Source organism: Acidovorax sp. (assembly GCF_022763525.1).
Taxonomy (GTDB): Bacteria; Pseudomonadota; Gammaproteobacteria; order Burkholderiales; family Burkholderiaceae_C; genus Acidovorax.
This window is the reverse complement of sequence record NZ_JALEGG010000103.1, coordinates 14,991-34,127: the sequence shown is the minus strand read 5'-3', so window position 1 is coordinate 34,127 and position 19,137 is coordinate 14,991. Positions and strand designations below refer to the sequence as shown.

The 19,137-nt window shown below is 66.0% G+C and carries 18 protein-coding genes; 9 read left to right on the top strand and 9 right to left on the bottom strand.

The genetic code is table 11. From position 1 onward, the window contains the following. The first annotated feature begins 168 nt into the window (after positions 1-168). A complete protein-coding gene (locus MRY84_RS08165) occupies positions 169-2,289 on the top strand; it encodes an alpha/beta hydrolase domain-containing protein (RefSeq protein ID WP_291505229.1) in 2,121 nt (706 codons plus the stop codon). A gap of 193 nt (positions 2,290-2,482) precedes the next feature. Here the strand turns inward: MRY84_RS08165 and MRY84_RS08160 are convergent, their stop codons facing one another. Continuing rightward, positions 2,483-3,634, bottom strand: a complete 1,152-nt coding sequence (locus MRY84_RS08160) for a zinc-binding dehydrogenase (protein ID WP_291505228.1) — start codon at positions 3,632-3,634, stop codon at positions 2,483-2,485. Between the two features lie 129 nt (positions 3,635-3,763). Beyond that, the gene (locus MRY84_RS08155) at positions 3,764-4,663 is read right to left on the bottom strand and encodes a LysR family transcriptional regulator (protein ID WP_291505227.1); all 900 of its coding nucleotides are present in this window, start codon (positions 4,661-4,663) and stop codon (positions 3,764-3,766) included. Between the two features lie 89 nt (positions 4,664-4,752). On the opposite strand from MRY84_RS08155, the gene MRY84_RS08150 reads away from it, so the two are divergent. Then, the gene (locus tag MRY84_RS08150) at positions 4,753-5,709 is read left to right on the top strand and encodes an EamA family transporter (protein ID WP_291505226.1); all 957 of its coding nucleotides are present in this window, start codon (positions 4,753-4,755) and stop codon (positions 5,707-5,709) included. A 66-nt stretch (positions 5,710-5,775) separates the two neighbouring features. Here the strand turns inward: MRY84_RS08150 and MRY84_RS08145 are convergent, their stop codons facing one another. The 6 genes from MRY84_RS08145 to MRY84_RS08120 form a co-directional block, all read right to left on the bottom strand. Beyond that, complete coding sequence (locus MRY84_RS08145; RefSeq protein ID WP_291505225.1) at positions 5,776-6,099, bottom strand: hypothetical protein; 324 nt, start codon at positions 6,097-6,099, stop codon at positions 5,776-5,778. A 148-nt stretch (positions 6,100-6,247) separates the two neighbouring features. Next, a complete protein-coding gene (locus tag MRY84_RS08140; protein ID WP_291505224.1) occupies positions 6,248-6,826 on the bottom strand; it encodes an ATP-binding protein in 579 nt (192 codons plus the stop codon). Between the two features lie 205 nt (positions 6,827-7,031). Next, the gene (locus MRY84_RS08135) at positions 7,032-8,018 is read right to left on the bottom strand and encodes a dienelactone hydrolase (protein ID WP_291505223.1); all 987 of its coding nucleotides are present in this window, start codon (positions 8,016-8,018) and stop codon (positions 7,032-7,034) included. Beyond that, positions 8,015-8,878, bottom strand: a complete 864-nt coding sequence (locus tag MRY84_RS08130; protein ID WP_291505222.1) for an AraC family transcriptional regulator — start codon at positions 8,876-8,878, stop codon at positions 8,015-8,017. The genes MRY84_RS08135 and MRY84_RS08130 overlap by 4 nt, the downstream gene beginning before the upstream one ends. Positions 8,879-9,079: 201 nt before the next feature. Then, positions 9,080-10,042, bottom strand: a complete 963-nt coding sequence (locus tag MRY84_RS08125) for an NAD(P)/FAD-dependent oxidoreductase (RefSeq protein WP_291505221.1) — start codon at positions 10,040-10,042, stop codon at positions 9,080-9,082. Continuing rightward, complete coding sequence (locus tag MRY84_RS08120; protein ID WP_291505220.1) at positions 10,005-10,493, bottom strand: Rrf2 family transcriptional regulator; 489 nt, start codon at positions 10,491-10,493, stop codon at positions 10,005-10,007. Before MRY84_RS08120 ends, MRY84_RS08125 begins: the two co-directional genes overlap by 38 nt. Before the next feature lie 250 nt (positions 10,494-10,743). Here MRY84_RS08120 and MRY84_RS08115 point away from each other — a divergent pair, with 250 nt between their 5' ends. After that, the gene (locus MRY84_RS08115) at positions 10,744-11,466 is read left to right on the top strand and encodes a class I SAM-dependent methyltransferase (protein WP_291505219.1); all 723 of its coding nucleotides are present in this window, start codon (positions 10,744-10,746) and stop codon (positions 11,464-11,466) included. Positions 11,467-11,587: 121 nt separating this feature from the next. On the opposite strand, the gene MRY84_RS08110 is transcribed toward MRY84_RS08115, so the two are convergent. Beyond that, positions 11,588-12,526: a LysR family transcriptional regulator gene (locus tag MRY84_RS08110; protein WP_291505218.1), complete on the bottom strand. Its 939-nt coding sequence runs from the start codon at positions 12,524-12,526 to the stop codon at positions 11,588-11,590. 118 nt (positions 12,527-12,644) lie between these two features. Here MRY84_RS08110 and MRY84_RS08105 point away from each other — a divergent pair, with 118 nt between their 5' ends. The 6 genes from MRY84_RS08105 to MRY84_RS08080 all read left to right on the top strand — a co-directional run bounded on the left by MRY84_RS08105 (position 12,645) and on the right by MRY84_RS08080 (position 19,066). Continuing rightward, on the top strand, positions 12,645-13,043 hold the full coding sequence (locus MRY84_RS08105) for a 4-oxalocrotonate tautomerase family protein (RefSeq protein ID WP_056063965.1): 399 nt from the start codon (positions 12,645-12,647) through the stop codon (positions 13,041-13,043). Positions 13,044-13,096: 53 nt separating this feature from the next. Then, positions 13,097-13,570 carry a cupin domain-containing protein gene (locus MRY84_RS08100; protein WP_291505217.1) on the top strand — a complete coding sequence of 158 codons (474 nt, stop codon included), beginning with the start codon at positions 13,097-13,099 and terminating at the stop codon, positions 13,568-13,570. A 309-nt stretch (positions 13,571-13,879) separates the two neighbouring features. Beyond that, on the top strand, positions 13,880-15,178 hold the full coding sequence (locus MRY84_RS08095) for a hypothetical protein (protein WP_291505216.1): 1,299 nt from the start codon (positions 13,880-13,882) through the stop codon (positions 15,176-15,178). 156 nt (positions 15,179-15,334) lie between these two features. Beyond that, entirely contained in the window at positions 15,335-16,546 is a 1,212-nt protein-coding gene (locus MRY84_RS08090; protein ID WP_291505244.1) for an ROK family transcriptional regulator, read from the top strand. After that, positions 16,543-18,033: a sugar ABC transporter ATP-binding protein gene (locus tag MRY84_RS08085; RefSeq protein WP_291505215.1), complete on the top strand. Its 1,491-nt coding sequence runs from the start codon at positions 16,543-16,545 to the stop codon at positions 18,031-18,033. The genes MRY84_RS08090 and MRY84_RS08085 overlap by 4 nt, the downstream gene beginning before the upstream one ends. Beyond that, entirely contained in the window at positions 18,014-19,066 is a 1,053-nt protein-coding gene (locus MRY84_RS08080; protein ID WP_291505214.1) for an ABC transporter permease, read from the top strand. The genes MRY84_RS08085 and MRY84_RS08080 overlap by 20 nt, the downstream gene beginning before the upstream one ends. Positions 19,067-19,137: the final 71 nt, after the last annotated feature.

The following is a 19,137-nucleotide window of genomic DNA, read 5'->3' as shown; positions in this document are numbered from 1 at the left end:
CACAAGCCCACCCACCGGGCCGTTTCATTCCCGTTTTGCTTCTCGCAGCCTGCCTTTACCGGCAGGTCTGGGCGAAGCCTTGCCCGCGCGCAGCGCAACAGACGCTGCCGCTTTGTTCCAGAGCCGCCCAAGCGGCCCACGCCACCACCATCCAAGGAGACAGACACCATGAAACCGCTTCGTGCATTCACCAAACTCGCGTTCACGGCCGCCGCCGCAGCCGCCATCACCGCCTGCGGGGGCAGCAGCAACGATGAGCCCAAGGGCCCGGCCCTCAAGCTGGCCATTGCCGCTACCGAAGCCTTCCCCGGCACCTACGGCGATGTGGGTGAATACGAGCGAGTGACCGGCACCATCAGCGGCGAGGTCGACCCCAAGGACCCCAAGAACGCCGTCATCCAGGACCTGGCCCTGGCGCCCACCAACGCCAACGGCATGGTCGAGTACCAGGCCGACTTCGTCATGCTCAAGCCCAAGAACATGGCCAAGGCCAGCGGCGTGCTGCGCTACGACGCACCCAACCGGGGCAACATCCTCACCATGCTCAACCCCACGGCCACGCCCAGCGATGCGGTGTACCTGGAGCGCGGCTATGTGATGCTGTATTCCGCCTGGCAGGGCGATGTGCCCAAGAGCACCGCCGCGCGCCTGACGGTGACGGTGCCCGTGGCCAAGAACAAGGACGGCAGCAGCATCACCGGCCCCTACCGCGCTGAGCTGGTGCCCACGGCCGCCAGCCCCGCAATGACGCTGCCCGGCGGCGTGTTCAACGGCACCATGATTCCGTACGAACCCGCCAGCCTGGACAACACCCAGCCTGGCTACTCGCTCACCCGCCGTGCCAACGAGACGGATGCGCGCGTGCCCGTGCCCGCGAGCGACTGGAAGTTCGCCACCTGCGACACGGGCACCAACGCCTTCCCCGGCACGCCCAGCCCCACCAGCGTGTGCCTGAAGGGCGGGTTTGACCCAGCGTATCTGTACGAGCTGGTCTATGTCGCCAAAGACCCCAAAGTGATGGGCGTGGGCCTGGCTGCGCTGCGCGACACCGTCAGCTTCTTCCGCAGCAAGGCGGCCGATTCCAGCGGCACCCCCAACCCGCTCGCAGGCCGCATCACACACACGCTGGGGCAGGGCACCTCGCAGTCGGGCAACGCCATGAAGACCTTCCTGCACCTGGGCTTCAACCAGGCGCTGGATGGTGGCAAGGTGTTTGACGGCATGTATGCCCACGTCGCCGCGCGCCAGACCAACATCAACACGCGCTTTGCCGTGCCCGGTGGTGGCGGTGGCCTCCGCACCGACCACACCGCCTTTGGCCAGACGGCACCGCGCGGGCTGGACAAGGACTACCAGGACGACATCAGCGGCCGCCAGGGCGGCGTGATGAAGCGTTGCGCCGCCACCAACACCTGCCCCAAGTTCTTCCTGGGCTTGTCGGGCACCGAGTTCTGGCAGCTGCAGGGCTCGCCCGTGCTGACCGACGCCAACGGCACCAAGGACCTGGCGCAGCCCGACAACGCCCGCATCTACTACTACGCCAGCACCCAGCACGGCGGGGCAGGGGGCACGGCCAGCATTGCCTATGCGCCCACGCGCGCCACGTACCCCACGGGCACGGTGGTGCACTTCAACGACACCTTCCGCGCGCTGTTTTTGAGCCTGGAAGACTGGGTGGTGCGCGGCACGATGCCGCCTGAGAGCCAGGTGCCGCGCATCGACAACGGCACGCTGGTGCGACCGGAGGCGCTGACCTTCCCAGCCATGAAGGGCCTGACCTGGGCGGTGAACGGTGTGCAGACGCCCATTCCGGACTTCAGCTACCGCGGCCTGTACAACAACTTCCCGCTGTTCGACTTTGGCCCGCAGTACATCCCGCAGGACGAGGCCGGCATTGCCACCGTGCTGCCCCCGCGCAACCTGGGCCGCGACTACGCCATCCTGGTGCCGCAGGTCGATGCCTCCACCGGCCTCACCCGCGCCGGCATTCGCAGCGTGGAAGCGCGTGCGCCGCTCGGTACCAGCATCGAGTTCAACTACGTGGCCACACCCGGCATCACCGACCTAGCCAATCTCACAGGCAGCTTCATCCCCTTCCACAAGACGCGCGCCGCGCGGCTGGCTGCGGGCGATGCACGGCCGTCGCTGGAGGAGCTGTACGGCACCCAGGACGGCTACGTCGCTGCGGTGACCCAGGCCGCCAACGACCTGGTGGCCCAGCGCCTGCTGCTGCAGCGCGATGCGGACCTGCAGATTGCGCGCGCCAAGGCGACGGCCATGCTGCCTTGAGGAGAGGTGGGGCCGCCGATTCAGGCGGTCCCGGCTTTGATCCGCTTCACGTTCTCATCGAACGCAGGTTTGAATGCAAAATGGCCTCCAGCGCTTTACCGACAAGCGCTGGCAGCTATCAAAAGCGAAGCTTTTGCCACGGAAGCAGGCGACGAGAACATCGGCTGTCCACGCCCCCAGTCCTTGGCACGCGCTATTTGGACGGATCAATCAACACCTTCGCCCCGGTGTTCCGCGCGCCGTAGAACGCAATCGCATCAGCGCTGAGCGCCCCCGCCAGCGACACCGTGCGCGCATAGTGGCTGGCAAAGGTCGTCTTCAGCTCGGCCGCCACGCGCGCGCGCAGTGCCTGGGCTGCAGGCTCGCCGATCTTGGCCAGAAACGGAAACAGCAGCCAGCCGCCCACGCCCCAGGCCATGCCGAAGGTGCGGTGGATCTCGGTCGGGCGCGTGTCCAGGTGGCCGTACAGGTACACCTGCTTGTGCACCGCCGATCCATACCGGCTGTACTCCTTGGCGTTGCGGTTGATGGCGGCCTCCATGCACTGCAGGATCTGCCCGGCCAGCGTGCCGCCGCCCGTGGCGTCGAACGCGATGGTGGCGCCGGTGGCGGCCAGCGCGTCCGTCAGGTCGGCCATGAACGTGGGTGCGCTGCTGTCGCAAACGTATTGCGCGCCCATGCCGCGCAGCAGCGCCGCCTGCTCGGGCTTGCGCACGATGTTGACCAGGCCGATGCCGTCCTTCTGGCAGATCCGGTTCAGCATCTGGCCCAGGTTGCTGGCCGCAGCGGTATGCACCAGCGCGGTATGGCCCTCGCGCTTCATCGCCTCCACCATGCTCAACGCCGTGAGCGGGTTCACAAAACACGATGCGCCCTCGGCCGCCGTGGTGCCGGGCGGCAGCGGCAGGCACTGCGCCGCGGGCATGGCGCGGTATTGCGAATACATGGCGCCGCCGATCACGGCCACCGTGCGGCCCAGCAGCGCCTGTGCAGCGGGCGACGAACCTGCCGCCACCACCAGGCCCGCGCCTTCGTTGCCCACCGGCATGCTTTGGCCCAGGCGGGCGGCCATGTTGGGCATGGCGCGCTCGGGGATGCGGGCCGTGGCCACCGGCCGCTCGGCCGTGCCGCTGACCTCCACGGTCGACAGATCGGCCGAGCCCAGCAGCAGGCCGATGTCCGACGGGTTGATTGGCGTGGCCTGCACCTGGATCAGCACCTCACCAGGCCCCGGCGCGGGCGCGGGCACGGGCGTGGGCTCCAGGCTGAGCTGCAGCGTGCCGTCGGGCTGGACCAGGGAGCGCAGTTGCAGGGCGGTGTTGGGGATGTTGGCAGTGGTGGTCATGGCTGGCTTTCGGTAGGACGGCGGGAGCGCCTGGCTTGGCCCGGCGCGGCTGATGCCGGTCATTAGAACGCGACCGGGTCGCCACTGCGGTCGCGCAAGTGCCTTGTGGCCGCAGGATTGCTGTGGTTGTCAGCGTTGCCTTAACCCGCCGTCAACGTGCGCACCTCTTCCCAGCGTCCGCACCACCTGTTCATACATCGCATCCACCGCCGGCTGCCGCTGCGACACCTTGCTGCGCAGCACCGCCACGTGCATGGCATCCAGCGGCGGCAGCTCAAACTCCGCCGGCAGGTTCTGCAAAATCTGCAAATGCGCCGGCACGCTGCAGCGCGTGAGCACGGCCACGGCCAGTCCGCTTTCCACCGCGGCCAGCTGGCCCGCCAGGCTGGGGCTGTGGTACACGAGGTGGTAGCCGCGCCGGCGTGTGCCCAGCGCGGCCAGGGTGGCCTGCCGCGCCATGCTGGTTGACTCGTACACCGCAATCGGCAGCGGGTCGCGCCGCCACACCTCAAACTGCGGAGAGCCCACCCACACCAGCGGCTCGTCAAACAGAAAGCGTCCACGCTGCGGCTTGTCCTGCGAGACCAGGGCCAGGTCCAGTTCGCCGCGCGTGATGCGCGGAATCAGCGAGGTGGACTGCTCGCACGTCAGCTCAATCTCCACCCCCTGGTAGCGGTGGGCAAAGCTGCGCAGCACCGGCGTGAGGTAAGCCGACGCATAGTCGTCCGGCACCCCCAGCCGCACCCGGCCCGCCAGCTTGGGGCCGAACAGGGCAGCGTGCGCCTCAGCCTGCAGATCGAGCACACGGCGCGCGTACGACAGCAGCTCGGCCCCGGCGGGCGTCACCTCCAGGTGGCGCGGCCCGCGCAGCAGCACAGGCCGGCCCAGCGCGGTCTCCAGCTTCTTGATCTGCATGCTTACTGCCGACTGCGAGCGGTGCACCAGCGGCGCCGCGCCCGAGAGCGAGCCCGCATCCACCACGGCCACAAAGGCGCGCAGCCAGTCGATCTGGAAATCCGGGTAGTTCATGCGCGCGTTGAAGTGAATTCGTTTATCGAATGGTATCCGTTCGATTTATCCGTTTTACACCATGGCCCAGATGCCCGAGCATCGACGCCATGACTTCTTCCCAAGCCAGCGCAGTCACTACTGAGCCCGTTGCCGCCGCGTCACCGCTACCCCCACCGGCCCGCGAGCGCGACGGCCAGTGGCTGCTGATCGCTGGCGGCGTGCTGCTGGGCACCATCGGCGTGTTTGTGGAGGAGGCGGGCCAGCACCCGCTGGTCACCGTGTGGTTCCGCTGCGCCTTTGGCGCGCTGGCGCTGCTGGCGTGGTGCCTGGCCACAGGGCGGGGGCGCGAGCTGTTGCTCAGCGGCAAGGCGCGCTGGGTGGCCTGCGCCACGGGCGTGCTCATGGTGATGAACTGGGCCATGTTCTTTGCGGCCATCCCGCGCACATCCATTGGCGTGGCCACGGTGGTGTTCCACATCCAGCCCATCTGGGTCATCGTGATCGGCGCGCTCTTTCTGCGCGAGGCCATCTCGCGCACGCAGTGGCTGGCCACGCTGGTCGCGCTGGGCGGCTTGGTGCTGACCACCGGGCTGCTGGATGGCGCGGCGGCCACGCCGGAAGACGCCCACGCCAGCAACGGCAGCTACCTGGCTGGCGTGCTGCTGTGCCTGGGCGGCTCGCTGTGCTACGCGGGCGTTACGCTGCTGGCCAACACGCAAAAGGCCATCAGCCCTTTCGCCATGGCCATGTGGCAATGCCTGGTGGGCGCGGTGGCGCTGGCGTGGGCGCCCTGGGCGCTGGGCTGGCCTCCGCTGGGCGCCGCCTGGGGCTGGCTGCTGGGCCTGGGCGTGCTGCACACGGGCCTGGCCTATGTGGTGCTGTTTGCGGGCATGGCGCGCCTGGGGCTGGGGCGCATTGCGGTGCTGCAGTTTGTGTACCCGCTCACGGCGGTGCTGGTGGACTGGGCCGTGTACGGCCGCACGCTCAGCCCTGTGCAGCTGGCCGGGGTGGCGCTGATGGCTGCTGCGCTGTGGACGCTGCGGCGGCCCCGGCAGGCAGGCTGAAGGCTTCAGATCATCCGGGCCATGGGACCACCGGCCGCACCACCACCGGCCGACGGTCACCGCACGTCAGTGGTTTGTCCATCTCACTGCGTAAAGGAGCAATGCGGTTCCACGGATCTCGACTTTTGCCTCCCCGCCATTGAACTCCACAGCCGGTTGCGGCCAAAGCAGCGTCCCAGTGTCGCGCCGGGGTTGCCAAACCAAGTTCGTTTCGTGTTGTACCTGCAGCTGCAGATTCCGGATGTTGCCTTCCGGCAAGGTGAAAGACCAGGTCATGCCGCTGGTCATGCGCTGCTCGTCCAACTGCTGCTGCACGTCATCCTGAAGCCAGCTCAGGCGGCAGTGCGCAACAAAGGCGCCATGGTTATCAACGGTGATTCGAAGGGACACGTTTTTCTCCTGCTGGATTGAACATGATGAGCGAGGCCGCTGTCGGCCTGGTGTTTGTACAGCAGCTGGGTGTACGCCTTGGAGCCCGTCGTCGGCGCGGATGCGGGCCATCCGTCGGATGCGGTGCCTGCCAGAGTCTTTGCTGATTTCAGCGCCGCAGTGCTCCCGGTGGCACGATAACGACCTTCCGCTCTGCGCACTCCGCTTCGTCGGGCGGTTGCCACAAATCGCTCGCCAACTCAAAGATGTGCGGTGGCACCACCATCGAAAACGTTGCGCCCTGCTGAGTATTTCGCCGCAACACACGCTCGCGCCGCAGCTCGCGCGGGGCGTCCAGCACGTACACCACCACGGCATCCGCCCATGGTCCCATGCGTGCATAGAAGGCGTCGCGTTGTGCCTGCTGAATCAGGCCCACCTCCAGCACCACATCGCCCCCCGCATTCAGCACGGCCTCTGCCGTTTTCCAGATCTGCGCAAGGCAGCGCAGCGTGCGCGGCACGTACCAGGCCATCACGTCCGCCGTGTCTGGGCTGCTGGGCCGGTCCGGCGAAAACAGCGTGGCCATCCAGTCGTCCAGGTTCAATGGCACAGCGCGGTGCTGCTGCACCAGTTGACGCACAAAAGTCGATTTACCCGCGCCGACCGGGCCAATGACCAGGTGAATGCGGGGCGGGGTGGCGCTGGCAACGCTTGCAGCGGCGGGTTGCGTGAAGGACGTGGGCATGAGAAACGGCTCCAGAAATGCAAAAAGCCCTCTCTGCAAGCAGGGAGAGCTTTCAAACGAAGGGCGAAAAAAAGCCCTCGACGGTGGTGGAGGGCTTGGTGGTTCGCTCCGACCCAAGGGATCAGACGCGATGAGGCAGTGTAGGTGCCCGCTGCGGGTTGCGTCAACCCAAGGGTCCTGCGGCGTGGGGATTGCGGAACAGCGCTCAGGGCGCTTTGGATGCCGCGATGTGCCGCTGAAAAAAGGCCAGCACCTGCGCGTTGAACTTCTGGTGAAAGGCCACCCGGTCAAACCCCGGTGCATCGCGGCAAATGTCCGGCGCTGCCTCGGCCAGCGCTGGCGAGCAGGGCGCCAGAAAGGCGAAGTGCCCGGCGTTGGCCGCCAGCTGCCAGTCGGGCGCGCTGGGCAGACCCTGGCGCACCGTCTCCACGCTTTGCAGCGTGACGCCATCACCACCCAGCGCCGAGGCCCACAACTGGATGGGGGTTTTGACGTGCCTCAGGCCCTTGGCATCGAAGACGCTCAAGGGGTCGACGATGACTGCCGCCCGAATGCGCGGGTCCGGCGCGGGCGTGGCGGGGATTTCTTTGCGCCGGATCTCGCCGCACAAGGGCCGGGTGGATAGCGGCGAGCACAAGTCTTGCCGTGACGTCCAGTCCGGCACGGCGCCGATGGCCACCAGGCCCGTGTAGCCGCCGCGTGAAAAGCCAAAGAAACCGACCTTGCCCGCGTCCAGCTGCGCGCGCTGGGGCCAAGCGCCCAGCATGTAATCCGTCAGCCGCTTCATGTCCACTGGCCGCGTGGCAAAGGCCGACAGGTAGCCCTGGCGGCTCAGATCCTGAAAGTTGTCACCCGGGTGGCTGATGGCGGCCACCACATAGCCCGCATCGGCCAGCGTGGCCGCCGTGTCGTGGTGCCCCAGGGCCGATCCGCCGGCGCCGTGCGACACCACAACCAGCGGCAGGCCCTGGCCAGCTACGGGGCAGTCACGCGTGCCTTGCAGCACCAGCGGCGCCAGGTCAATGCGGCCCGGCGGCGTGCTGCAGGGCGACCACACGGCGCCGCGCAGCGCGGGCCCGTCCTTGTCTGCAGGCACCTCGATGAAGGCAAAGCCTGCAGCGTGGGCCAGGGTGGCGGCGCAGCACAGCGCTGCGGGCAAAAGGGAACGAAAGAGCCGGCGAAAACGGGTCATAGGGAGGTGGTGGGGCGGATGGGAATCAGCAGGTCGGTGCGCAGGTCCGCCTGCGCGGCGTTGCGCGGGGAGTTGAGGTAGTGCTCCAGCGTGGGGCGGTCGTCCGGCTCGTAGCCGCTGGCGGGGAGCCAGCGCGTGTGGATGGCCGCCAGTGCAGCGTTGATGCGCGAGTAGGGGCCGGTGAGCGTGTGGCGTGCATACAGGCCTGCCGGGATGTCCAGCCGTTCCAGCCCGTTGTCTGCCGCTGAGGGCGCTTCGGGGAGCACCACGGCCGCGTAGTAGCGAAAGCTGCCGCCCAGGTCCTGCGGGTCTCCGCACGATGCGCCCAGCCGGTGGACTGCGCGCTGGCCGCACTGCAGGTACAGCCGCCGCTGCGTGTGGGGGATGGTGGATGGCGGCCCCTGGTGGCGCAATGCATGCAGGCGCTGCGCCGGGCGCTCGACGATCTGCACGGCCAGCGTTTGCTCGGCCTTTGCATGCGCGTTTGCGGCGCCGGGATCAAGGATGAGGCGGTGCATGTCCCGCTGGAACGCCCGTGGCGACTGCCCGGTGAACTGGCTGAACGCGCGGGTGAAGGCCTGCGGGCTGTCGTAGCCCACCTCCAGCGCCACCTGCGTGATGCTCTGCCCGCCTTGCTCCAGCAGCCGCGTGGCTAAAGCCAAGCGCACGCGGCGCACCGTGGCGGCCACGGTTTCACCCGCAATGCTGCTGTAGACGCGGTGGAAGTGGAAAGGGGGAAAGTGGGCAATGGCGGCAAGGTCCTCCAGCCGATGCGCTGCCAGCGGGTGCGCCACGATGTGGGCGACCACGCGGGCCACGCGATCGCGGTAGTGCTGATCGGCGCTCTGGTCCAGGCTCATGGCCGCAGAGTGTGCCGCAGCTTGCGCGCCGGTACTTAGCCGATCTTGCTAGTTTGTGGCCTGGTGCGGCGGCAGCGCCGCGCTACTTGGAGCGGCTGACAAAAATCAGCGAAGCGGTTCTGGCTAGGCGCTGTGTCGCACGCAGTACGAGCAGTACGACAAGACGCGGCAACAACGCCAGAAGAGTTTTGTTAGCTGCTCTTATTGCCCAAACACCAGCGCGTGGTGCGCCCCCACGCCCGCCAGCACCCCTTCGGCCGAGGCCAGCGTGGCGTTGTGCCGCATCAGCGTCAGGTCGCCCGCCGCATACACGCCGGGCACGGTGGTCATCCGGGTGTTTGCGTCGGTGCGGATGCAAGGCCCCATGGGCCCATCGTCGAACGCGCAACCCAGTTGCTCGGCCAGCGGGCTGGCGGGGCGGGTGGTGGCGGCCACATACAGCGCATCCAGCGGCACCAGCCGAGCATCGCCGCCGCCTATAGTCTGCAGCCGCACGCCCTGCAGAACCTGGCCTGGGCCTTCCAACGCGGCGATGGGCGCGGGCTCGATGGTGATGCCCAGCGCCAGCAGCCGCTTGCGCTCGGTGCTTTCCAGCGTGGTGTCGCCATTCAGGAAGAGGGTGGTCGGGCCCCAGTCGGCAATCAGCTGCGCGTGCATGGCCGAGCCTGCCGAGTGGTACAGCACGCCCAGCCGCTGACCTGCAAATTCATAGCCGTGGCAATACGGGCAGTGCAAGACCGATGCGCCCCAGCGCTCGCGCAGGCCGGCAATCTCGGGCAAACCATCCTGCACGCCAAAGGCCAGCACCAGCTTGTGGGCCTCCAGGGTTGCTCCATCGTCCAGCACCACTTCAAACCCGTTCTCTGGTGACCCGGCGCGTTGCTGCGCCGTGGCCGACACCGCCGTGCCCTGCACAAAACCCACCGTAGGGTAGGCCGCCAGCTTGCGGCGGGCCTGCTCGAGCATCGCCAGCGGCGGCTCGCCGTCTTGCCCGAAGAAGCCGTGCGACGCTGCCGCAAACCGGTTGCGCGGCTGGCCTGCATCCACCACACACACCCGCCGCCGGGCACGCGCCAGCTGCATTGCGGCCGACAGGCCGGCAAAGCTGCCGCCTATCACGATCACCTCATACGCCTGGGTGGTTGTCATTGCTGCCGTCGCCATGCTCAATCTCCTTGTGACCGTGGCACCCGGCCACCATGCGTTCATGAAACTCGGCCGACAGCTGCGCCAGCGTCACCTCGCCCAGCCGCGCCAGCAGCGCTTCTTCGGCCGCCTGGTAGGCGTCGGTCAGCGCGCGGTTCACCGCCTGCTCCACGATGCAGCCGGGGCTCTCCACGCGGTTGCCCACCGCCAGCAGCGTGGGCGCGCCCAGCGCCTCGTAGATGTCGCGCAGCGTGATGTCGGTGAGCGGGCACGACAGCACCCACCCGCCGCCATGCCCCTTGGCCGACGACACAAAGCCCGCATACCGCAGCCCCGCCATCAGGCGGCGCACCACAACGGGGTTGGTCTGCATGGCCTGCGCCATCGCCTCGGACGTGGCGGGCCCCTCCATCTCTGCCATGTGCAGCAGTGCGTGGAGGACATTGGAAAGGCGGCTATCTCGTTTCATGCAACATTTAAAGTTGCGTGATGCTAGCATGCAACCAGAAACAGTGCTGGCGCACGAACAGACAACTACTGAATTGATAGCTGCTAGCGCTTGAGGGATAAGCGCTAGAGGCCAATTTGGCTTGATTTCTTTGATACGTTGCCCACCCCAACCGTTCGGGCTGAGCCTGTCGAAACCTTGCGCGGGCTTGGCAAACCGGCGGACCCAGCCCATCGCCAACCGTCGCACCCACCGCACACCAGACCCCCCCATGTCTCATCCCACCGCATCCCCCTTCACCGACCCCGCCGCCGTCGCCCGCTACGCCGATGGCCCCCACCGCAACGTGCCCGGCTACGACAGCTTGCTGCGCATGTCCCGCATCCTCTTGGCCGAGCATGTGCCCGCCGATGGTCGCGTGCTGGTGGTGGGCGCGGGCGGCGGGCTGGAGTTGGAAGACATGGCGCTGGCGCACCCCGGCTGGCGGTTTGACGGCGTGGACCCCAGCCAGCCCATGCTGGACCTGGCGGCGCAGCGGCTGCAGAGCGCCGGCGTGCCCGGCGACCGTGTGGCGCTGCACCACGGCTATGTGCAGAGCGCACCGGCCGGGCCGTTCGATGGCGCCACATGTCTGCTGACTTTTCACTTTGTGCCGCGCGAGGACCGTGTGCCCATGCTGGCGGAGATCCGGCGGCGGCTCAAGCCCGGCGCGCCGTTGGTGTTGGCGCATCTGAGTGCGGCGGATGGTGCAGGCCGTGGCGGCGAGGGCGGGGCAGGGGAGCGCGACCTATGGCTGTCACGCTACGCCGCGTTTCAGGGGGCGTCCGGTGTGCCGCCGGAGCACGCGGCCAAGGCGCGGGACAAGGTGGCTGCAGAGCTGGCGGTACTGACGCCGCAGGAAGACGAGGCGATTCTGCGCGAGGCTGGGTTCACCGATGTGCAGATGTTTTACATGGGCTTTGCGTTCAGAGGCTGGGTGGCAACGGCCTGCTAGCAACCAACGAAAGCGGGCCAACTCATTGACCCACATGCCCGCACCTTGCTCACCCCCAGGCTGTCTTGCAGCTGGGGTCAGCAGCCCCCGGCCAGCCAGCTGGGTGGTGCATAAAACGCCCTCAACGCACAGGCGCCAGCGCCCACCGGTCCTTCGACGCCTTCACCAGAAAATCAATCACCGCCCTCACCCTGGCCGCATTGCGCCGGCCCGGTGACGACACCGCGTACAGCGTGTGCACGGTGCGCGACGCAAAAGGCGCCAGCACCTCCACCAACTGGCCCTGCGCCACATCGGCTGCCGCAAGTGGGCTGGACAACATTCCAATCCCCGCGCCGCCCACCAGCGCGTGGTGCACCAGGGCCGAACTGCTGGCGGCCAGACGCGAGCGCACGGTCACCTCCAGCGGCTTGCCTTGTGCATTGCGAAACGCCCAGGTCACGGCAGGCCCCTGCGCTGTGTGCGTCACGGTGTGGTGCTGCTGCAGCTCGCTAGGCTCGGCGGGCGTGCCGTGCTGTTCCAAATATCCAGGGGCCGCGTACAGGCGCCGCTCGAACCGGCCCAGTTCGCGCGCCACCACCAGGTCGCTGTGGCCTACGGTGGTGCGCAGCGCCACGTCGATGCCCTCCGTCACCAGGTCGGCCACACGGTCATCGGCCAGCAGCTCCACCCGCAGCGCGGGGTAGCGCGCCTGCAGGTCCGCCAGGTGGGGCAACACCAGCGCCTCGCAAATCTCCTGGCTGGAGGCCAGGCGCAAGGTGCCCGCCACGCGGCTGCGCTGGTCCGACAGTGAAGCCCCAATGTCCTCCAGCTGCGCCAGCAAGGCACGCGCCTCCTGCGCCAGCTCTGCGCCCTCGGGCGTGGCCGACAGGCCGTGCGTGGACCGGCGCAGCAAGCGCACGCCGTAGCCGGCCTCCAGCCGGTCCACACCACGCGCGACGACTGACACCGCCACATCCATTTCACGCGCCGCCGCAGAAAACGAGCGCAGGTCGAGCGACCGCACTAACCACCGCAGGTCGGCCGGATCGGGGAGGAAGGAGCGGGGTTCTTTTTTCATCGTGCGCGCCTTTGCGTGCGGAGCAAAAGCCATTATCGCCACGGGCGGTTTCCGTGGCGGGGTGCAATTTCTACAGTGAAGGCTCGTTCAACCCCATGAGTCTTTACAGGAGCCCTCCATGCCCATCCTCAACGTCAAAGTGTCTGCCCAACGCACGCCCGAGCTGTCTGCCCGCATTGCAGAAACCCTGCTGGACCTGACCACCCGCGTGCTCGGCAAGCGGCGCGACCTCACCGCTGTGGTCATCACCTTTGTCGACCCGGCCGATTGGTACGTCGCCGGCCGGTCGCTGGCCGACCTGAAACAGTCGAGCTTCTACTTCGACGTCAAGGTGGTGGACGAGACCAACACCAAGGCCGAAAAGGCGCGCTACATCGCCGAGGCGTTCGCAGCCTTCGAGGGCCTGCTGGGCGCGCTGCACCCCGAAAGCTATGTCTACGTGCAGGACGTGCGCGCCACCGCGTACGGCTTCGGCGGCCGCACGCAGGAATACCGCCACCAGCACCCCGAGCAATAAGCGGTCAAGCAATCAAGCAATCCACCAACCAACAACTGCCCAGGAGCACCGACATGACGATGACGACAACGAACAACCACCTTACCGACGTGATCGTGGCCCAGACGCTGGAGCGCGCGGGCCTGGCGGATTGGATTCCTGAAGGCGAAGGCAAGTGGTCCCTACCCATTCAATTCTTGCCCGACGATGCCGGTTGGGTGGAACTGATGCGCCTGTCGCCCGGCACGCGGCTGGGCCTGCACCGCCACACAGGCGAAGTGCATGCCCTGACGCTGGCGGGCGAGCGCCGCCTGAACGACGGCCGCGTGGTGCGGCCGGGCGACTACATCCACGAGCCTGCCGGCAATGTGGACTGGTGGGAGGCGACGGGTACCGAAACGCTGCTTGTGCATGTGGTGGTCAAGGGGAGCGTGGAGTACCTGGGGCCGCACCATGCGGTGCTGCAGCGGATTACTACGGCGGATCGGCGGGCTGACTACCGCCGATGGTGCGAACAGGTGGACGTGCCGGCCCGAGATTTGCGTTGAGGATGTGCTTCCTATATCGCGCTCGCGGTTGCGCTGGGGGCTGGACTCGGATGGGCCGGAGCTGGAAGACATGGCGCTGACGCACCCCGGCTGGCGCTTTGACGGCGTGGGCCCCAGCCAGCCCATGCTGGACCTGGCGGCGCAGCGGCTGACGCCTGGGGAGGATGAGGCAATTTTGCGAGAGGCGGGCTCAGCGATGTGCGGATGTTTTATATGGGGTTTGCATTAAGGGGCGGGTGAGTTACTGCTGGGATAATATCGTGCAATTTAAATAAATTGGGGAGTGCGAGACCTCTCCTTGGTCACATCATGCTAAGTATTGAACTTCATACTAAAGACATTCCAGAGATATATGACCGCTTCTCGAAAGAGATAGGAGAGGGTTGTTGGAAGGAGCGTGTTGCGAGTATTCGGCAAGAGATCAAGGGAAATCCATTCTTGCACGAATATCATCAACAGGAGAGCTCAATCGCTTTTCAGTTGGAGCAACTTCGAGATTTGAAGGGGCGCTTCGGAGGTGTTGCGGTCCAGCAGTACAACGATCACAGCCACTACTCAGCATCTAGCTTTGCGGCGCAAGTATTGTCAGTAATCCAGGCGGTAAATGGGTTGGGTGCTGAGAGATTTCGCTCCCGGGTGCGAGCCTGCATAAAAAATAACCCTTCGGATCTTCGTGCGTTGCGCCTCGAGTTGGCGACGGCGACCCATTTTTTGCGACAGGGTAAGAAGGTGTCCTGGCCTGAGATGGCGCAGTCCTATGTGGAGGGTCAGCGGATCTACGATCTGCTAGTTGAGGATATTGGTCCCAACGGTCTGGAGTTAGAGTGCAAGTCGTTCTCGGAAGACAAAGGACGCAAAATAACGCGACGTGAGGCTCTGGATTTCTTTTGGTTAATTCGCTCCCAAAATTGGAAAAAATTGAAGTTGTCGCCTGACGGTGTGGCTGTCGTGGTTACTGTCGAAAAGAGACTGCCTGTCGCTTATAAAGATCGGGTCGCCTTGTCTGATTTGGTTAGTTCTTTAGCATTGTCAGGAAGAACGGGGATTGCGGAATTTAATGGTGTAACTGTAAATGTAATTCGGTTTGAACCGTCGCCCTTCAATGCCTTGATTGCAAAATCTACACAGAGTGAGCATCGTAGATTACTTGATCAACTCACTGGCACAGAAAACAAGGAGATAGTGGCGATGTCTACCGGTTTAAATGGTGCCCTGGTGTTTGTGTTGCAGAGCAAAGAGGATGACACCCTCATGAGTAGTATCGAACGTACATTAAAAGATTCTGCGTCCAATCAGTTTAGTCGCAGTCGTGCTGGAGTAATGGTTGCTGGCCTCGAGGGGCTAAATCCTGATCAGTTAATAAGTCTGGCAATGCAAGATAAAGATGGGGGGGATTTGCCTACTGCGCTGCGCGTTTATGCAAGCCGTATCCTGGACTCGCCGGGCAGAGATCATCTTGTTGGAACTGTTTTTTTGAGTTCCAGTGATTTGCGTCACGTCACGAACGACGCGGTTAGTTCATCTAGCACGTCGTACCACTTCCTAAAACGAGAAAGCCCTTTTTGGTCTGATGAGTTCAGCGGGTTATTTCAACAAAGCGAAGACTGAACTTTGACCATTAATTGTCCAAAGTTCAGTCTTGCCCGGCCAAAGTAGACCGCATAGCATTCCTGTCAAGCACCCACCCCCATGAGGTGCTGCACAAAAACATGACAGGAGACAAGCTTGCCATCCACCCGCTGGAGTCACTGCGGCGCCGAAGACCTGAGCGTCTTGCAGACGATCTTCTGGTCTGCCGGCGCGTCGCGCAATGCGCTGGCGCAGCGCCTGGCCTATTCCAAGAGCAAGGCCAACGCCATGGTGGCGGCGTTGCTCGATGAGGGCCTGCTCGACGAGGTGGGCCTGCAGGAATCCTCTGGCGGCCGGCGTGCCGAAACCCTCCGGTTGAGCGAAACCCTGGGCGTGGTGATTGGCGCCGACCTGGGCGCCACCAGCATGCAAATCGCGGTGATGCGGCCCGACATGACGGTGCTGGCGCGGCACCGCGAGCCGATTGATGTGCGCCAGGGGCCGGGCGTGATCCTGGCGCGGGTGCGGGGGCTGATGCGCGAGCTGCTGGCGCGCTGCGGGCTGGCGCCTAACCAGGTGATTGCCATTGGCATGGGCGTGCCGGGGCCGGTGGATTTTGAAAGCGGGCAGCTCGTCAACCCGCCGCTGATGCCCGACTGGGACGGCTTTTCCATCCGCGACTACCTGCGCGAGGCGTTTGCCGCGCCGGTGTTTGTGGACAACGACGTGAACCTGATGGCGCTGGGCGAGATGTACCGGCTGCAGCGGAATCTGCCCAACTTCTTGGTCATCAAGGTGGGCACGGGCATTGGCTGCGGCATCGTGTGCCACGGGCAGGTGTACCGGGGCGCCAATGGCTCGGCGGGCGACGTGGGCCACATCTGTGTGGACCAGCACGGCCCGCGCTGCCACTGCGGCAACCAGGGCTGTGTGGAGGCGATGGCCGCAGCGCCCGCCATGGCGCGCATGGCCACGGAGGCGGCGCAGCGCGGCGAAAGCGCGCTGCTGGCCGAGCGGTTGCAAAGCACCGGCACGCTGACCATTGAAGACGTGGCCCAGGCCAGCCGCACGGGCGATGTGGCGGCCAACGCCATCATCCAGCGCGCGGGCAGCCTGGTGGGGCAGATGCTGGCGTCCATCGTCAACTTCTTCAACCCGTCGCATGTGTTCATTGCGGGGCGGGTGACGGACATGGGGCCGCTGTTCCTCGCGTCGGTGCGGCAAAGCGTGTACCACCGGTCGCTGGCGCTTTCTACGCGGCACCTGGAGATTCAATACGCGCCGCTGGCCGACGATGCCGGTGTGGTGGGCGCGGGCGTGCTGGCCATGCAAGAGAGCCTGTCGCGCGTGGGCTCGATCTCCGGGGCGGGGTCGGCTGCGGGCGTTGGTGTGGGGGCTGTGCGATGAGCGTAGCCGTCGAGTTCCGCAACGTCACCAAAGAGTTTGGCCCCGTGCGCGTGCTGCACGGCGTGGGCTTTGCGCTGCAGCCGGGCCGCGTCTATGGCCTGCTGGGCGAGAACGGCGCGGGCAAGTCCACGCTGATGAAGATTCTGGCGGGGTACGAGAGCCCCACCACCGGCGAGGTGGTGGTGGATGGCGCGGTGCGCGCCCCGGGCGGCGGCTCGCGCGCGGCGGAGGCGCAGGGCATTGTGCTCATTCACCAGGAGTTCAACCTGGCGGACGACCTGACGATTGCGCAGAACATCTTCCTGGGCCATGAGATCAAGCGCGGCCCCTTCCTCGACGACAAGGCGATGCGCGAGAAGACGCGCGCTGCCCTGGCACAGGTGGGTTTGCCACTGGACCCCGACACGCGCGTGCGCAAGCTCATCGTGGCCGAAAAGCAGCTGGTGGAGATTGCCCGCGCGTTGGCCCGCAATGCGCGCCTGCTCATCATGGACGAGCCCACCGCCACGCTGACCCCCGGCGAGACGGAGCGCCTGTTTGCGCTGATGGCCGGGCTCAAGGCCGCGGGCGTGACCATCATCTACATATCGCACAAGCTCGACGAGGTGGAGCGCACCACCGACGAGGTGGTGGTGATGCGCGACGGCCTACTGGTGGCGCGCGAGGCCACGGCCAGCGTGACGCGGCGGCAGATGGCCAACCTGATGGTGGGCCGCGAGCTGGCGGATTTGTTCCCGCCCAAGCTGCCTGCGCCTGCGGGTGGAGAGCCCGCCATCAAAGTGCGCGGCCTCACGGTGCCGGGCTGGGCCGAGGACGTGAGCTTTGACGTGCGGCGTGGCGAGATCCTGGGCTTTGCCGGGCTGGTGGGCGCGGGCCGCACCGAGCTGTTCGAGGGCCTGCTGGGCCTGCGCCCGCGTTCGGCCGGCACGGTGGAGCTGGCGGGCAAACCGGTGAATTTGAAAAGCCCGCGCGATGCGGCGCGCCACGGCCTGACGTATCTGAGCGAAGACCGCAAGGGCAAGGGCCTGCATGTGCACTTTGGCCTGCGGCCCAACCTGACGCTGATGGCGCTGGAGCGCTATGCCAAGCCCTGGCTGGACCCGGCGGCCGAGCAGGCCGCGCTGCGCGATGCGGTGCAGGAGTTCGGCATCCGCACCGGGTCGCTGGAGGTGCGCGCGTCGTCGCTGTCGGGCGGCAACCAGCAAAAGCTGGCGCTGGCCAAGGTGCTGCACCCCGGCCCCAGCGTGGTGGTGCTGGACGAGCCCACGCGCGGCGTGGACGTGGGCGCCAAGCGCGAGATCTACCACCTGGTGCAGCGCCTGGCAGAGCAGGGGCTGGCGGTTGTGGTGATTTCGTCCGAACTGATGGAGCTGATCGGCCTGTGCCACCGCGTGGCGGTGATGCGCGCCGGGCGGCTGCAGACCACGCTCCAAGAGCCAAATTTGACCGAAGAGGAGTTGATCGCACATGCCACAGGTACCCGTTAACGCACCGGCGGAAAACGCCGCAGCCCCGCAGGCAGGCGGCAGCCGCCATGCCGCTGCGGCCGCCACAGGTGCCAGCGCCTGGTGGGGCAAGCTGCACGGCCTGGGCCCGGTCATTGGCCTGGTGCTGCTGTGCATTGTCGGCACGCTGCTCAACAGCAACTTCGCCACTTACGACAACGTGATGAACGTGCTCACGCGCACGGCCTTCATCGGCATCATCGCGGTGGGCATGTGCTTTGTGATCATCTCGGGCGGCATCGATTTGTCGGTGGGGTCGATGGCGGCGCTGATCGCGGGCTCGGTCATCTTGTTCATGAACGCCATGGCGCCCGTGCTGGGCTCGCCCATGGCGGCCGTGGTGGTGGGCATGCTGCTGGCGGTGGTGCTGGGTGCGGTGTTCGGGCTGGTGCATGGCCTGCTCATCACCAAGGGCCGCATCGAGCCCTTCATCGTGACGCTGGGCACGCTGGGCATCTTCCGCGCGTACCTCACGTATTTTTCGAACGGCGGGGCCATCACGCTGGAGAACGATCTGTCGGACATCTACAGCCCGGTGTACTACGCCAACCTGCTGGGCGTGCCGATTCCGGTGTGGGTCTTTCTGCTGGTCGCCATCGTGGGCGGCGTCATCCTGAACCGCACGGCCTATGGCCGCTATGTGCAGGCCATCGGCTCCAACGAGCAGGTGGCGCAGTACGCGGCGGTGGATGTGCACAAGATCAAGATCCTCACGTACATGCTGCTGGGGGTGTGCGTGGGCATTGCCACGCTGCTGTATGTGCCGCGCCTGGGCTCTGCATCGCCCACTACGGGCCTGCTGTGGGAGCTAGAGGCGATTGCCGCCGTCATCGTGGGCGGCACGGTGTTGAAGGGCGGGGCGGGCAGCATCACCGGCACGGTGGTGGGTGCCATCCTGCTGTCGGTCATCAGCAACATCCTCAACCTCACCAGCATCATCAGCGTGTACCTGAATGCTGCCGTGCAGGGCTTCGTGATCATTGCGGTGGCCTTCATGCAGAGGGGCAAGCGGTGATGGAGTGGTTGGAACAACTCTCCTGGCGTTGTTGCTGTGTCTTGCCGTGCTACTCGCACTGTCTGCGACAC